The 14,195-nt window shown below is 64.8% G+C and carries 16 protein-coding genes and 1 pseudogene; 3 read left to right on the forward strand and 14 right to left on the reverse strand.

Features of this window, described 5'->3' with window-relative positions; translation table 11 throughout:
* Positions 1 to 20 precede the first annotated feature (20 nt).
* Positions 21 to 557, reverse strand: coding sequence for a hypothetical protein (locus tag SAVERM_RS19215; protein WP_037644762.1), 537 nt, complete (start codon positions 555 to 557; stop codon positions 21 to 23).
* A gap of 26 nt (positions 558 to 583) precedes the next feature.
* Positions 584 to 1,498, reverse strand: a complete 915-nt coding sequence (locus SAVERM_RS40200) for a hypothetical protein (protein WP_078234410.1) — start codon at positions 1,496 to 1,498, stop codon at positions 584 to 586.
* 213 nt (positions 1,499 to 1,711) lie between these two features.
* Here SAVERM_RS40200 and SAVERM_RS19220 point away from each other — a divergent pair, with 213 nt between their 5' ends.
* Positions 1,712 to 2,992 (forward strand): IS701 family transposase, encoded by a 1,281-nt coding sequence (locus tag SAVERM_RS19220; protein ID WP_078234409.1) that lies wholly within the window; start codon positions 1,712 to 1,714, stop codon positions 2,990 to 2,992.
* Between the two features lie 257 nt (positions 2,993 to 3,249).
* Here the strand turns inward: SAVERM_RS19220 and SAVERM_RS19225 are convergent, their stop codons facing one another.
* Positions 3,250 to 4,425 carry an HNH endonuclease gene (locus SAVERM_RS19225; RefSeq protein ID WP_237528824.1) on the reverse strand — a complete coding sequence of 392 codons (1,176 nt, stop codon included), beginning with the start codon at positions 4,423 to 4,425 and terminating at the stop codon, positions 3,250 to 3,252.
* Positions 4,426 to 4,751: 326 nt separating this feature from the next.
* The gene (locus tag SAVERM_RS19230) at positions 4,752 to 5,123 is read right to left on the reverse strand and encodes a hypothetical protein (protein WP_202497459.1); all 372 of its coding nucleotides are present in this window, start codon (positions 5,121 to 5,123) and stop codon (positions 4,752 to 4,754) included.
* 69 nt (positions 5,124 to 5,192) lie between these two features.
* Here SAVERM_RS19230 and SAVERM_RS44815 point away from each other — a divergent pair.
* Positions 5,193 to 5,297 (forward strand): annotated as a pseudogene (locus SAVERM_RS44815) (transposase); the annotation flags it as partial.
* 30 nt (positions 5,298 to 5,327) lie between these two features.
* Here the strand turns inward: SAVERM_RS44815 and SAVERM_RS44820 are convergent.
* The 4 genes from SAVERM_RS44820 to SAVERM_RS19250 all read right to left on the reverse strand — a co-directional run bounded on the left by SAVERM_RS44820 (position 5,328) and on the right by SAVERM_RS19250 (position 9,127).
* Positions 5,328 to 6,431, reverse strand: coding sequence for a PD-(D/E)XK nuclease family protein (locus SAVERM_RS44820; protein ID WP_010985156.1), 1,104 nt, complete (start codon positions 6,429 to 6,431; stop codon positions 5,328 to 5,330).
* An 84-nt stretch (positions 6,432 to 6,515) separates the two neighbouring features.
* Positions 6,516 to 8,264 (reverse strand): ATP-binding protein, encoded by a 1,749-nt coding sequence (locus SAVERM_RS19240; protein ID WP_010985157.1) that lies wholly within the window; start codon positions 8,262 to 8,264, stop codon positions 6,516 to 6,518.
* Positions 8,265 to 8,288: 24 nt separating this feature from the next.
* Entirely contained in the window at positions 8,289 to 8,660 is a 372-nt protein-coding gene (locus SAVERM_RS19245) for a hypothetical protein (protein ID WP_037644758.1), read from the reverse strand.
* On the reverse strand, positions 8,657 to 9,127 hold the full coding sequence (locus SAVERM_RS19250; protein WP_010985158.1) for a hypothetical protein: 471 nt from the start codon (positions 9,125 to 9,127) through the stop codon (positions 8,657 to 8,659). The genes SAVERM_RS19245 and SAVERM_RS19250 overlap by 4 nt, the downstream gene beginning before the upstream one ends.
* Positions 9,128 to 10,343: 1,216 nt before the next feature.
* On the opposite strand from SAVERM_RS19250, the gene SAVERM_RS42400 reads away from it, so the two are divergent.
* The gene (locus SAVERM_RS42400) at positions 10,344 to 10,565 is read left to right on the forward strand and encodes a hypothetical protein (protein WP_137865212.1); all 222 of its coding nucleotides are present in this window, start codon (positions 10,344 to 10,346) and stop codon (positions 10,563 to 10,565) included.
* 143 nt (positions 10,566 to 10,708) lie between these two features.
* Here SAVERM_RS42400 and SAVERM_RS19255 read toward each other — a convergent pair whose 3' ends face one another.
* From SAVERM_RS19255 to SAVERM_RS19280, 6 genes are all read right to left on the reverse strand, one after another.
* A complete protein-coding gene (locus SAVERM_RS19255; protein ID WP_010985159.1) occupies positions 10,709 to 11,848 on the reverse strand; it encodes a tyrosine-type recombinase/integrase in 1,140 nt (379 codons plus the stop codon).
* On the reverse strand, positions 11,848 to 12,060 hold the full coding sequence (locus tag SAVERM_RS19260) for an excisionase family DNA-binding protein (protein WP_037644757.1): 213 nt from the start codon (positions 12,058 to 12,060) through the stop codon (positions 11,848 to 11,850). The genes SAVERM_RS19255 and SAVERM_RS19260 overlap by 1 nt, the downstream gene beginning before the upstream one ends.
* Positions 12,053 to 13,348: a replication initiator gene (locus SAVERM_RS19265; RefSeq protein ID WP_078234408.1), complete on the reverse strand. Its 1,296-nt coding sequence runs from the start codon at positions 13,346 to 13,348 to the stop codon at positions 12,053 to 12,055. Before SAVERM_RS19265 ends, SAVERM_RS19260 begins: the two co-directional genes overlap by 8 nt.
* 166 nt (positions 13,349 to 13,514) lie before the next feature.
* Complete coding sequence (locus SAVERM_RS19270; protein ID WP_010985161.1) at positions 13,515 to 13,760, reverse strand: hypothetical protein; 246 nt, start codon at positions 13,758 to 13,760, stop codon at positions 13,515 to 13,517.
* A gap of 24 nt (positions 13,761 to 13,784) precedes the next feature.
* The gene (locus SAVERM_RS19275) at positions 13,785 to 13,979 is read right to left on the reverse strand and encodes a hypothetical protein (RefSeq protein ID WP_010985162.1); all 195 of its coding nucleotides are present in this window, start codon (positions 13,977 to 13,979) and stop codon (positions 13,785 to 13,787) included.
* A gap of 16 nt (positions 13,980 to 13,995) precedes the next feature.
* Positions 13,996 to 14,187, reverse strand: coding sequence for a mobile element transfer protein (locus tag SAVERM_RS19280; protein WP_010985163.1), 192 nt, complete (start codon positions 14,185 to 14,187; stop codon positions 13,996 to 13,998).
* Positions 14,188 to 14,195: the final 8 nt, after the last annotated feature.

Consider the following 14,195-nt stretch of genomic DNA (forward strand, 5'->3'; position numbering starts at 1 on the left):
GTCCGCTCTTCACGGCTTGTCTATTTCTGCTTGGCTGGCAGTTTGGCTACTTTATCGTGCGCGAACCAAAGTCTTTTTAGTGCCATCAGAATGGTGAGCATGAGATGCAGAACAAGGAAGGTGAGCACACCCGTCCAGATGGACCCAAGCGCCGAAGTGGTCGAGTGCGTCGCGGCAGCCAAAATCAACATGGTGATCAGGGTGCACCCAATTACGACAGCCCAGGAGACGTTGTAAAACAGTTCTCGAACTTGTTTGACAACTGCATGCTCCGGATCCAAACCCTCGTCTCGTCGTACGCGCAGGCTGAGAGTGAAGACGTTTGTGAGCAGTCCAAATAGCAGCCCGGTAAAGACCCCCATGCCGCCGATCAACTTAGACACATCTCGAACGTGGAAGTGGCCCATATGTGTCATCACCGCTGCGAAGATCGCGAGCACAACGGGGATGCCGATGAACGTCGCGTAGTCTGACGCCATGGGGCGATCTTTACTCGCGTCCCAGTACGTCTTGAAGTGGGCAACAGCGATCTTGGCGACACTCCACTTGACAGTCATGCACCCTCCGCCTGTGCAGCCTCAGGTCACGCCTGCCAATCGCCGCGGCTGACCCCCATGAGGTCAAGTGAAGCACCTACCTCTGACAGCACCTCTCGTTCGAAGGTGGCGTCATCGGGGCGAAGGCCGTCTGGTGTTTCGATCTGATACATGAATCGAGGAAAATGCCTACCCACAACGATGGTTCGACTCTTCCCGTCTCGCTCAATGCTTAGGTGAACTTCATCCGGTTCGGGAATTCCTGTTGCTGTGAATACAGCCGACGGGGGAAGGTCCCGAGAAAGTGCCCTCCGGAGCCAATCTTTACTAAGTCGGGTCCCGCGGCCACTTTTGGCCTTGAATTCTTGCGTACGAACTCCGACCGCACCATCCGAATCTCGTAGGCGCGTAAGGAAGCTAATCTCTTGGAGTTCCGATTCGTCAATGAACGCGTTCCATGCATCGGTGCTCTGCAGCGGTTCCCTGTCAACGACTAGACGATCCGAATCGTACTCCTCCTTGAACCAGTCGCTGAATGGTGTCCAGAGTGAGGTGATGGCAGTAGATTGCCCGATCACCTCTGTTGCCCAAATGGCGGATTCGCCGGACCGTGGCACGACAAAACATTGCCGCAGGGGGTAGGTGGGGGCGTCAGTTGCTCTGATATTAAATGCGTTGTCGCCCGTGTCGGTTGCGACAACAATTCCTGTATTACCGAACTTTCCAGTTTCAACGGTCGACCACAGGACTCGCGAGTTATCTTTAAGCTGCTTAAGTCGAATATAGTGCTCGCTCTTTTGCAGGGCGACTCCCTTGCTCCCCAGTTCGTCATTCATGAAGTGGTGAAGCCTGTCGAGCAAGTCGTGCCGTCGTGAATTGAACTCAGCAACTAGGCGTCGCGTATCCTTCTTCATGAACTGCCGCACCGACACCTCATACAGACAGAACTGGAACGACGGCATCAGGAACCTCCCAGGCGGAGAAGCCAGCCCTCACGCGGCTTTGCCATGTATGGTGCCGCATCTCGTGAACTTTGGCAGTAGTTGAAGGGAATCCAGTTGATCCGCACCGGCCCGGCCGGACCGGTGCGGGTGCCCCCGGCCACTCTCTGGCTGACTCCTAGTAGGACTCCGTCAGGTCTTTCGGTCGGGCCTGTTCCGGAGCATGTTGGGTGTGTGGACGCACACGAAGTGAACCGCGTACGGGCGACGTTGGCGTTATACGTGGCCGATGTGTTCGCCTCGGTGCCGCGGAAGGACCAGCGGGCCAAGGGCGACTGCTATCTGCGGGGTCTGATGCTGGACGGCCGCCGCAAGTCCATCCAGGCCATGGCCGCCCGGCTGCCGGACGGCAACGAGCAGAACCTGCAGCAGTTCGTGAACCAGTCCACCTGGGATCCGGTGCCGGTGCAGCGGCGGATCTGCGAACGCATGCTGCCCCTGATCGCCCCGGTGGCCTGGGTGATCGACGATGTGTCGGTGCCCAAGGACGGCCGGATGTCGGCCGGGGTGGCTCCGCAGTACTGCGGAGCGCTGGGCAAACGGGCCAACTGCCAGGTCGCGGTCAGCGTCCACGCCGCGAGTGATACCGCCTCCTGCCCGCTGCAATGGAGCCTGTTCCTGCCCGAAGAGTGGGCGTCCGACACCGACCGCCGGACCATCACCCGGATCCCACCCGAGGTCACGCACCGCGAGAAGTGGCGCCTCGCGCTGGACATGCTCGACACCCTCGCCGCCTGGGGCATGACGCCGCCAGTCATCGTGGCCGACGCCGCCTACGGCACCAACGCACACCTGCGGGCCGCACTGGCCGACCGCCACATCGCCTACATGCCGGCCGTCCGCTCGGATGTCACCGCCCACCCATTCGACGCGAAGCCCGTGGCGCCGGCCCGCAACGGGCCGGTCGGCTGCTGGCCCCAGCCCCGCTACCGGCACCCCGCGCCGTCGCTGTCAGCACTTGCTGCCGGCCTCCGGCAAGACGCATTCACCCTGCTCACCTGGCGGCAGGACTCGCGCGGGCAGTTACGCTCCTGCTTCGCCGCCGTGCGCATCCGGCCCGCCGGCAAGGCCGTCGAACGTCCGGTCAAAGCCGCCGCTTCGGCGGAACAGGGCTGGTGGGACGGCGTCCTGCCCGACTGCTGGCTGCTGATCGAATGGCCCTCCGATGCTGAGGCGCCCACCGATTACTGGCTGTCCAACCTGCCCTCGGACACCCCCATCATCGACCTGGTCCGCCTGGCCAAGGTCCGCTGGCGCATCGAGCACGACTACCGCGAACTCAAACACGGCCTGGGCCTGGACCACTTCGAAGGCCGTTCCTGGCCAGGCTGGCACCACCACGTCACCCTCGTGACCGCCGCCCACGCCTTCCTCACCGAACAGCGCCTGGCCCCAAAAGTCCCCGCGCCGGACTCACCCTCTACCAAGTCCTCGACACCCTCCAGGACATCCTGAGGTGCTGGACCGGCATCTGCACCACCTGCCAGCAACCCCTGCCCAGCGGGTCACACTCAAGGCCGAGATCGAGACAGACCTAACGGAGTCCTACTAGACGCCAAGCGATCGAAGGCAGGTTGACACCCAGTCGTCCGGGTGCGGGGGCCGAGGCGGAGCCCCTGTTTCCCCCAGGCGTCCCCCAGTAGCGGCCGGCGCGGGGAGAGCCACAGGTCGCAGATGGTAGAAGCAGCCCACTGTAAATCTGCTCAGTCGTGCTACCCCTGTGTGCCAATACGCAACTGCCATTCCCTGTAGCGCCAGCGCAGCGCTTCCGTGTGTGGGCGCCGAGGCAGCTCACGAAGGTGTGGCGTGAAGATGCCAAGCTCTTCGATGGTTGGGCCCTGGGGGCGCGTCACCACGCTGAGGGTCTCGGGCTCGATAGCGAACAGGTAGGCATCGTAGGCGCGGTGCAGTGCCGCGTTGAGGGGCAAGCCGTTGCGAGGATCGTCTGTGCCGTCCTCGGCGTCGGGCCTTAGGTGAGCTGCCTCAATCATCTCGGGCACTGCGATTCCCGAGAGGGGACAGCGAGGTCCGTAGCGCTGGAAGACTCGCAGTTTGAATCGACGCTGGCCGGGGCGCTCACGAACGTTGCGCCGGCTGCTCCGGCTGCGGTTGCCCGTCAGGGAAAAAGGCTGGTTGTCTGAGTGGTCCTCGGTCAGGAGGTGTTCAGGTCTGCTGTCTCCGAAGCTGATCAGGAAGATCCTGGAGCGCTCTTCCCACCCCTCCACCCACGCCAGGCGCACGATGCGGACACTGGATCGGGGAGTTGGCTTCGCGATGACGAAGATGGGGAGCTTCAGGGTTGCTGCTGCCTTGGTTGCAGCGACCTCCGACTCGTCGCGGCCCGGGCCCCGCCCGGTAGTTGGGTAGTGGTAGATCACGTCGTTGTCGCTGATCTCGTCTGGGTAGTGCGCACCGGTGTGAAGGACTCCCATAGTGATTCCGCCCTCGTGGACGGCGTCCGTCCTGGCTTTATCCATCCAGATGCCCTGGCCTCCGCCGTAGACACCGAATGCGCGCAGGACGCCCGGCGGAACCTGGCTAAGGTCTTCGGTGAGCTGTAGGTGCGACCACACTGCGAGACGCCAGGCACGCTCACCCTCGACCGTGGTGGGGCGTCCGTCGATCACGGTGAAGCCCAGGCGCTCCAACAGGCGGTTGCTGTGGTCCCGTCCACCGCTGATCACGCGCGAGCCAGGCTCCTGGTGTTCGTAGCGAAATGCCACGTTGACGATGGCCTTAGCGTCGTACAGCCGACCAGCCACCTGAAGGTAGTACTGATTGGCACGCTCGAACTTATGCGCCTCCAGGAAGGCGTCCCGTCCCCTGTCGTCGTACTCCTGGACAACCCTCCGAACAATGCTGACATCAGTCAACGCTGCAGTGGTCATGAGTCTCCTCCGTCACCGGTCCGCCGTTGATCCTATGAAGGGCCACTGACACTGAGCCGCTCGTTGTCCTGGCCTCTGTCCAGTGCACCGGTGGTCAGCGCCGTTCGGCGTCGTGCGGCCCCCCAACCTGGCCCAGCCTCCGAACCCGCATGAACGCCGTTGAACGGCCGGGCGGGCAGTTAAAAAGCGGGTGCGCAGTGGCTTCGCTTGGACGCATGGGTGATTGAATCGACGTCATCGTAGAAGCCCCCGTGAGCGCTGCGCTCACGGGGGCTTCTACGATGCGCGGTCAGCTGCTGCCTCGAGTGCCCACGCCCGCAGTCGAGCTACTTGGCTTTGGTCTTCTCTCCCGTGGAGAAGCCCGACACTGACGCCAGGAACTGCGATGACGTGAAGTAGGGATTGTTCGTGCCACCGAGCACCTCGATGAGGATCGCCTCCCCGTCGCACTCCATGACTCGGTACTGGTCACCTGCCCGGAGCACGAGGCCCTTGCCGTCCTCGCCGTCGGACACAACGTCGAAGACCTGGCCCTTCGTCGAGCACGGGGCGTTCCGTTTTTTGGCCGCAGCCTTGGCGGCCTTGAATATGTCCTTCCCGCCGGCTTCAGCACCCCGGCCGATGGCCCACCCGCTCACGGCAGTGACGACGGCCAGCGCCACGGGGCCGCCCACCTTCTTCGCCAGCGTCGTCATCATCTGGTACCCCCCCAGATTGCCCACCCATGCCTCCTCGTTGGCCGCGCCTCAGGCTCAATCCTATGGAAGGTGGCCATCGACACGTCGACCAGCTACCGGGCCGCCGTGCGCACCGGTCTGCCCCACGCCACGATCGTCGTCGATCACTTCCACGTCGTCCAGCTCGCGAACAAGATGTGGAACCGCTCCTCGAGATCGCCGGATCTAGTTCGACGGCCGTCCTTGCCAGAACGGCGTCATGCCGGCTCGGACCTCCTGGTCCGCGGGCGCACGCTCGAAGGCGCGGGGATGGGTGCGGTAGACGCAGTCGATGCCGTAGCGGTGGAGCAGGGCCAGCTCCTGGTCAGCCGGGCGTGTAGGGAACAAGGCCGTGAGACGTGTGGCTGGCTCGGGTGTGTGAGGGGCGTAGTCCAGGAGCTGTGCCAGGGCTTCTCGTACGAACCGGCGGGTGCTGGCGCGCTTGGCTTCTACGACTTCGCTACCGTCCGGCCGCGTCAAGTGCAAGTCGGTGATGCCAGCCGGCGTGCGGAGTCGCTGAGGCTGATCGATCCCGAGCGAGTCGGTGTACTCCTGGAGGAGGAGCGCCTCGGTGCGGTGGACGACGAGTTCGCGTTCTGTGAGCGTGTATCGCGTGGTCTGCGTGCGAAGGGCTTCGCCGTCCACGATGTCTGTGTGGGTGCGCAGCGCGCGTGCAACCGGCTCGTGTAGTTGCCTGCCAAGTTCGGCATCCACTTGTGCTTCGATGCCGAGGCCATCGAGGATGGTGGTGGCCTTCTCGGGATCCAGGATACGCAAGCCTATGAAGTTGTCGCCGACGTTGAAGCCGGGCAGGGCCCATATCTCCTCGTAGGGGATCTCGGTGGGGGCAAAGGAGAGCAGGCTGTAGACGTTGTGCCAGCTGCCTTTGGTGGGGTCTTCGGTCCACATGCTGTTGGCGAACTGGGCATTACGGAAGAGCGCACCGATCTCGCCAATGCCGCGTACGTGGTTTTTGCCGGTGAAGAGGACGATGTCTCCGGCGTGGAGGCGGTCCATCTTCGTGTCCTGCACGCTGGTCGCTCCCCAAAAGCGGGCGGCACCGCTGGGGTGAAACTCATTGAGTTGCTTGCGCTGGTCTGGGGTGAGGAGGCTGGCCCGGGGATGGGTGGTGAAGTCGACGTGGGCGTCGAGGGTGTCCCTCCAGTGGCGGCGGGCGGCAGGGTTGCCGTAGGAGGGCTGGATAACAACGAGCGGCACGAATCCCCCTGTATATGAACGTAAATCAAACATGACACCGAGCTTCGATAACTCCGCCTCTAACGTGGCCATTTGGCCGGTCTACGAGGGTGGCCGAAGCCCAGACACTGGCCTGGGCTTCGGCCACCTTCAAGGAGGAAGGGCGGGATTGGTTGGCTACTCCTCGTTGCGGAGTTCCTGCAGGTAGGACTGGGTGAACTGCCCCCAGTAGCTGCGCAGATCGTCGAACTGGCTGGGCTTGGGATGCATGTTCTCGGCCTTGGCGTAGGCGAGGAAGAGGGTGTCGAGAGCGGTCTGGGTCTTGCGGATGAGGGCGAGCAGCTCTTCGGGTTCGACGCCGTTGGCACCGTCGTCAGCGACGGCCTTGAGCCGGTCGTAGATGTCGCGGATGAAGGGGTGGCGGTGGTTCAGGTGGATGATCGCCTTGCCGTTGAGGTGGTCGATCTCGAACATTTCCTTGCCGCGCCACGCCCCGTCGACGAGGGTGAAGGGGTTCTGCTTGACCTGCTCGCGGACCTCCTCGGCCTTCTCCTGGTCGTCAGCGACTCCCAGATCCTCAAGGAGCTCCTGCAGGATCTCCTCGCTCTCCTGATCCGTGAGGTCCTTGCCTGCCTGTCCCATGGGCGCGGTCTTCTCCGCGCGGGCAGCGGCTGCCGTCGCTTCGGCGTGGGCCTGCGCGGCGGCGCGTTCCTGCGTCTCGATCTCGCCCCAGTGGCTACGGATGGCACGGCGAGCGGATCGCACCGGCCGGTCGAGCCACTGGCGCAGCTCCGAGCGGAGCTTGTCGACGGGGACAGCGCCGCGCTTGACGTTGCGGACCTGGAAGAAGGAGTCCAGTTCGGCAGGGAAGGTGACCTCGATGCCGATGTAGCGGTCGACCTTGTCGACGCCGGCGGGCAGCAGCTTGGGCACGATGTCGTAGTTGATCTCGCGGCCGTTGCGCACCATGCTGATCTTTCCGACGCCGTCCGCAATCTGGAACTCGCGGATATCCCGGCCGTCCCGGTCCCTGAGGCCACCCTCGCCTGACCTCCACCGGAAGATGGCGGGCACGATGGTGACGGTGACGTGGATGGAGTGGCCGTCAGCGATCGGGATGTCGTCCGCGTCGATCACCGTGCCGTGCATGTCCTCCTTGGGGTACCGCTTGAGGATCCGCGGGTTGTCGAGCAGGAACAGCGGGTCGAAGAGGGTGATCTTCGTGTCGTTGAGCTGGATGATCACCCCTTGGTCCAGGAACTTGCGGTAGGCCCGGGCGATGAAGTTGCGCAGGTCGGCGAGCTTCTCGTCGAGACTGGTGCCGTAGGGGCCGCCGCCGTCGAGCTTGTCGATCCTGCCGTAGATCACCAGGGTGCCGGAGTCGACGGGGGTCCCGTCCTGGTTGCGCATCAAGTGCTCGTAGGCGGCCGGCCATGCTGGCACCTCGCGGGCCTGGATGTGGGTCTGCTGCTTCTTGCTGATCTCCTGCAGGTCCAGGTAGGCGTGGCGGATCACGTCGTCGCCGGGCAGCTTGGTGTACACGTCGATGCGGCGGCCGAGGCTGAGGCCGGCGAGTTTGAGGCCGACGCCGAAGCGGCCCAGGCTGCCCCGTTGGCCGTAGCGTGTGCTGAAGCCCATGGACAGTGCGAGAGCAAGGATTTCGGTCTTGATGCCCCGGCCGTTGTCGGCGAAGGCGATCTCCTCGATAGATCGCTTCTGAGGGCCGAAGGTGGTCGCGATCTTTATGTGGGTTGCGCCGGCTTCGATGGAGTTGTCGATCGGCTCGCCGGCCGCGGCGGTGAGATCGAAGCCGGAGTCGCGCATGGACTCCAGGGCGGTGTCGATCTGGATGATGGCCGCCTGCGATGTGGGGCTGGCCTGCGGGTCACCGTCGTCAGGGCTCTGGAAGGTGGGATTCACGCTCATGGCTGTCCTTTGATGTGTTTCAGGCTAAAGGAGGGTTTTGCTCCGCAAGCGGCTCTTGAGTGTGTTCGTAAGGGCGTCCAGGCAGAACGGACACTTCGGACTCTGATGGTCGGGCCGGTCCGGGTGCAGGACGTTGGTGAGGTGGTGGCGGTGCGCGTGGAAGAGGCTGCATTCCATGGCGAACGCCAGTTCCGGGGTGGGGTGTACGTCATACGTGAAGTACTCGCCGCGAGCGGTAGCGCAGTGCGCCAGCAACCGTCTACGCAAGCACGTGTCGCTGCGCCCGATGTAGTGCTCCGTACCGTTCCGGAACAACACATACGTACCGATCAACTGGTCAGGAATCATGGCGCGTACCACCCAGGGGCGCAGGCGCAGCAGGCGAGGAGTCGTCATGCCCGCACCACCTCCGCGGCGTACGCGATCCGTGCACGACGGCGAGCCCGGGAAACCTGCTCGCGCATCCGCGCGACGCTCAGTCCGCGCTCCACGGCCAGATCAGAGGGATCCCGATCAGCGCTCAGCTGCTGCAGCAGACTGCGCTGCGATGCCGTCAGCGCCTCCGTAGTGTCGAGCCACGCACGGATGTCGGTGACCGCGAAGTGCTCGTCGAGGGCGCCGGGCTCGCGGTACGAGTCGGTCTCATCGAGGGAGATCGCGGGCGCGAGGACTCGCCGGTCGCGCAGAACCGTGCCGGCATGCGCCAAGGCGCTGCGGATCTGAAACGCGGCGGGGGCGTTCGCGTTGAGGCGGATGACCTCGTCGAGGGCGCGGTCGATGCGCTCGAGGTCGAAGGCGTCGCCCGTCTTGTCGGCGCGACGGTACAGCAGTTTCAGCGCATGCTGCGCCTGCTCAGTGAGCATGAGGAGTCTCCTGGAGTCTGACTGCGGCCCCCATGCGGTAGGACGCGGTCGTTTCGGAGTGTATGGAGTTGTGAGACCAACTTACCGCGCTGTGGCGCTTCCTGACGCGCATTCGGCTCGATCGCCTCACTCCTTAAGGGCGGCCTGCCGAGCCAACTGTTGTGCAGACTGCTGGCGTTGAAGATCCGAACCGCGGATCGGCGCAACGACGGACAGTCGAACGACAGCACCGCAGCACCCCGTTGCCACTCGGGCTGCAACCCCAACCTGTGGTCATGGCTTGCGCCTACGGCAGAAGTAGCCTGGAGACGATCCCCCGCGCAACGGCGATCTGTGCGGAGTCTGCGGACCACACGCCGGCTCCTGCATCGTGCGCGGTGCGCGCGAGTGAGTCTTGGAGAATTCCTGGAGATGATCTTCCGTCGGGATCCCTGAGGCGCCAACGGAGACCGATGCTCCCCAACGCTCTGAGCTGCACTTTTGGTCTAGAGCACAGATAGGCGATCTTCCAGGGCCTAATTCGGGACGAAGAGGTCGCGGTCTCAATTGCGGTCTCAATCGCCACTTATTCTCGAGTCATACGCTGACGTCCGTCGTAGTCCGGCAGGCCTTGTGACCAGGCAGGCGCGGCGTACGGTGGACGTCGGCGAACGGCCCCGGACCATGATCGGATAACTCGTAATGCGCGGGTCTGACGGCAACGACTGACGGCAACGTGCGTGCACATAGCCGTACTCGGAGAAACAGTTCGGCACCGGGCTAGTCGCCATGGCCGGGCATGGTCCTAGCCCAGGGAGTCGGCGGCCGGAACTCCTAAAGCGGGTGTCGCAGGTTCGAATCCTGCCGGGGGCACAGCATGAAGGGCCAGCTCAGGAGGGGTTTCCTCCCAGGCTGGCCCTTTGCCATTTCTGGTGCCGTGCCACTCGCGTGCCACTACGACCGAGTAGAGCCTGCGCCAGCGTCCTTGCCCGAGGAAGATCAGCATGCCCGCCTCAGAGGGCAGCCCGACCTGCGCCACCAGGTCGCAGCGCTGGCGACGAGCACGGAATCAGACGCACTCGCCTGGAGAGCTCTACACATACCTCCATATTCTTCACATTTCTCTAATTAGTGGATTAAACACCAATCGGCCTACACGGAGGCGATCAGGGCGGCATCCTGGAGTCCGATACATCCCGTTTTATGTTGATTCACTGCTAGCGATTAGAGGGAAAAGTTGAAAATCAACATTCGAGCTGAATCTGAAAACGCAGAACTTTCCTTCGCGGCAAAGAAGTTCGCAGGCGGCAGCATGATGCGATTGCTCGCGGCTTTGGCTATTACCGCGTCCTTGGCAATGACCGCTCGGTGCGGCAATGAGGTGCCGCAGCCGCCGGAACCGGGTGTCGCTACATCCAGCCCGCAGCCCCCTGAGACGCCGGACACCACGCGCCGCTGACCGTTCCGCATAGAGCTCCCAGCAGGATCTCCGGTTTGGGTTCTGGCACGCACATAGGGGAAAGGGCCAGCTCAGGAAGATGTTTCCTCCTGAGCTGGCCCTACACTGCCTTCCACGCTGCGCAACAGAGCTCGTGTGGGGATTCAGTCGCCCGCGGCCGTCAGATCGCCCTCGCCGTTCCGGATCATGGCCCCAAGGCGGTCCGCGATCGTCCGATCACGGTCACTTGTCATGTGCTGATAGATCAACGCCGCGCGCGAGCTGCTGTGGCCCATGCGCGTCATCAGCTCCCGAGTGCTGGCGCCGGCGGTCGAAGCCAACGTGTTGCCCGTATGCCTCAGGTCGTGAAAGTGCAGCTTGGGCGAGACGCCCGCTGCCTTCCTGGCCTTGATCCAGTCATCCCGGAAGTTGCTCCGCCGAAGCTGCCCACCCTGTGGACCAACGAACAGGTGGCCCTCCTGACCATCGGCGGCGTAGTGCTTCAGGTGGTGGCTGATCTCGTCGACCAGCTCAGCGGGGAAGGAAACGGTTCGAAGGCCCGCGGCCGACTTGGGCGCCTTGTCGAAGAGCCGCCCGTTCTGCAACTCGGCCTGTGCCCGGCGGACCACAACCAAGCGACCGTTCAGATCGATGTCCTTGCGACGCAGCGCGGCCAGCTCGCCGAAGCGGAGAGTCGTGAACGCAGCCAGGAGGACGAGCAGCCGGTAGCGCGGTGCAATGGCATAGGCGACGCCAAAGACTTCCGCCACCGACAAAACAGGCCGCTCAGGCACGTCGTAACTGTCCGCGCCTTTGATCCGGCACGGGTTGCGGCGGATCAGCTCGTCATCTACCGCGGTGTTCATCAGGGCCCGCAGCAGTTGGTACGCCTTGACCACCGTGGGCTCCCCCACCCCAGCAGCGAGCAGCTTGCCGCGCCAGCTTCGCACCCGAGCGGTCGTGACGTCAGCGATGGAGCCCGCACCGAAAACGGGAACGACATGCAGCCGCATCACCGACTCATTCCGCTCACGAGTCCGGTCGGCCAGTTTCCGATCCCTCAGCCACGCCGTGGCGTAGTCGGCGAAGTTCACATCCCCAGCATCGGGGTCCGCCCACTGCCCACGGGTGATGTCCGCCTCAATGTGAGTCAGCGCGACCTGCGCATCGGTCTTGGTCTCGTACGTCTTCTCAGCCGGGCGCAGGAGGCCAGTCTGCGGATCGCGGTAGCGCACCTGCCACCGGCCGGAGGCGAGCTGACGGCAGGACCCGAAGCTTCTGCGCCTCCCCTTCTTGTTGGCCATCAGGCAGCCCTCCGCAGGGCGCCACCACTCCGGCGTATCGGCTGAATGGTGTGAGCCTCGATGAAGGTCCCCAACGCGCTCTCGGGGATGCGCACATGTCGGCCAACCTTGACGAACACAATGCGTCGCTCCGCAATGAGGCGGCGCGGGAAGCGCTCCGTCGTCCCGAGAAGTTCAGCGACCTGCGCCACGGTCAGATAGCGGTCAGCCACGGATCGGTTCTCCTTCTGTTCCGGGGGCGGGTTCGAGGGATGCGGCAAGCCAGGCTTCGGCGGAGGACAGACCGGTTCCGGCGAAGACCCAGTGCGAGACGACGAGGGTCGTGCCGGTGTCGCCTTCGGTGGCTGCTGCGGCTTGGGCGCGGCGCCATTCGGCGCGGGCGGCGCGAAGGGCGCCGAGGGTGGTGGAGTAGCGGCGGGACTTGGTGGAGAAGTGGCCGCGGAAGCCGAGCATGTGGGCCCAGGCCCGGAGGCGGAGGTCTTCTAACTCCTTGCGCGCGCCGAGGGCCCAGGCCGTTCGGATCAGCCGGCGGGCGTGGTCGCTGATGTCGAGTTGGGCGAGTTCGGCGAGGAATTTCAACGGGCGGTCCAGAGCTCCGGTCGCGGTCTCGGCGCCCTTGGTGGCGTACTTGGCGATGTAGGAGGCGACAGCCCGCTCGGTCAGTTCCTGGCCGCTGTCGAAGTCGGCGGAGCGGATCGTGCGGACGTCGAGCTGACGGCCGAAGGTGAAGGTGGGCGCGCGTCCGTCGATGACCGGGCCGTCCACGCGGACGTGAGCAGCAGCGGCGCCGATGGCGTCGGTGAGCAGTTCAGCGGTGGCCCAGGCCGGAGGCGGGGTGTCGCCGCCCTCGGGGCCGTCGATGCGGATGACGGCGTGGAAGTGGACGGCGCCGCGCTTCTGGTACTCGGCGACCTTGGCGAAGGAGACCCGGGCGTACTGGCGGAACGCGCGCTGTGAGAATCCGGCGCGCTTGGCGACCTCGCGGCGCAGGTAGGTGGAGAAGCGTCGCCAGAGCGGGCCGGCGTGCGCGTTCCAGAGGACGGCCGCTTCGTAGTCGTACGTTTCTGGGTCGAGCGGGGTGCCGAGCGCAGCGTCGTCCTGGTCGTGGTGGACGCCGCAGCGGCAACGGCGGACCGAACCGGCCGGACCGGAGGGGCGGTTGTGAACGGGACCGAAGCTGGGGGCGGTGAAGGTGGCGAAGACGCGGGGGTGGGCGGCGACGCGTTCCGGGATGCCCTTGCCGCCCCGCAGTCCGGAGGTGATCAGGTGGAAGGTGTCGCGGCGATAGACCTCCGCGCAGGCCGCACAGCGGGTGGTGCGGCGGTTGTTGCAGCGGACCAGGAGGTGACCGGCCGGGAGGCTGGAGGAGTCGAGGCGGTGGAGGACGTTGCCGATCTCGCCGGTGCGGGTGTCGACGTCGTACTCGGTGCGGTGGCCGTCGAGGCGGATCGGGTTGGTGCAGCCGCCGAGTCCGGAGAGCTGGCGGAGGATACCGGGCAGGGTGCCGTGCTGGGCCAGCTTGGCGAGTTCGGGCAGTGGGGGCGGGTTGGTGCGGGTGAAGATGGCGTTCTCCTTCTGGCTGGCTTGCTGCGCTGGTCAGGAGGGATGAGCCCCGGGGCGGTGGATGCTTGGCCGTGTCGAACCGCCCCGGGGCATCAGATGCCGTTCAGCGCCGGTGGTGGTCGCGGAGCATCGAGCGCAGGACCACGGCGGCGATGGCCACGGAGATGGCCGTGACGGCGACGGCGGCCAGGAGCGCGGTCAGGACGACTCCGCCGACGAGGACGGCCGCGACTGCTCCGGGGCTGATGGAGATCTGCAGGAGCGTGCGTCGTACGGGTGCCGGGTCGGCCGGGGTGTGGGTGTGTGCGGGCGGCGGGGTCGAGTTGTCGGGGTACTTGGGCAGGAACACAGCGGAGTCTCCTTATCTACTCGTCTAGTCATGTGAGCCGTTGACAATGCCCACGCCGGAACGCGTGCCGGAGTCGATGGCGGGAGCCATGAAGGTGTGCGAGAGGAGGAAGCCGAACAGGGCGATCACGACGACGATCCAGGTACGGACGCCGAGGAACTTGACCGCTCCCCAGGCGATGAAGCCGAGGACGACGACGAGCGGGAGGCTGACGGTCACGGGGGTGCAGGTCCTTTCAGCGGACGGGGCAGCGGTGGGTACGGGCAGCGAGTTCGGCGGCGGCGCGGCTGTCGTAGTCGGCGGAGAAGCCGCAGCGCGGGGCGGTGCAGGCGGCGGTGTGCTTCTCGTGGCCCCGGTCGTCGTAGGACGTGCCGACCTGAACGGGGCCTATGCGGGTGACGGACCGGAAGCGGCGGTTGGCGGTCACGCGGATCT

Source organism: Streptomyces avermitilis MA-4680 = NBRC 14893 (assembly GCF_000009765.2).
In the GTDB taxonomy this organism is placed as follows: domain Bacteria; phylum Actinomycetota; class Actinomycetes; order Streptomycetales; family Streptomycetaceae; genus Streptomyces; species Streptomyces avermitilis.

Bases quoted from the DNA above. Each gene is read 5' to 3' on its own strand.
- SAVERM_RS19215 (WP_037644762.1), bottom strand. From the start codon at position 557: ATGACTGTCAAGTGGAGTGTCGCCAAGATCGCTGTTGCCCACTTCAAG.
- SAVERM_RS40200 (WP_078234410.1), bottom strand. From the start codon at position 1,498: ATGCCGTCGTTCCAGTTCTGTCTGTATGAGGTGTCGGTGCGGCAGTTC.
- SAVERM_RS19225 (WP_237528824.1), bottom strand. From the start codon at position 4,425: ATGACCACTGCAGCGTTGACTGATGTCAGCATTGTTCGGAGGGTTGTC.
- SAVERM_RS19230 (WP_202497459.1), bottom strand. From the start codon at position 5,123: ATGATGACGACGCTGGCGAAGAAGGTGGGCGGCCCCGTGGCGCTGGCC.
- SAVERM_RS44820 (WP_010985156.1), bottom strand. From the start codon at position 6,431: ATGGCCACGTTAGAGGCGGAGTTATCGAAGCTCGGTGTCATGTTTGAT.
- SAVERM_RS19240 (WP_010985157.1), bottom strand. From the start codon at position 8,264: ATGAGCGTGAATCCCACCTTCCAGAGCCCTGACGACGGTGACCCGCAG.
- SAVERM_RS19245 (WP_037644758.1), bottom strand. From the start codon at position 8,660: ATGACGACTCCTCGCCTGCTGCGCCTGCGCCCCTGGGTGGTACGCGCC.
- SAVERM_RS19250 (WP_010985158.1), bottom strand. From the start codon at position 9,127: ATGCTCACTGAGCAGGCGCAGCATGCGCTGAAACTGCTGTACCGTCGC.
- SAVERM_RS19255 (WP_010985159.1), bottom strand. From the start codon at position 11,848: ATGGCCAACAAGAAGGGGAGGCGCAGAAGCTTCGGGTCCTGCCGTCAG.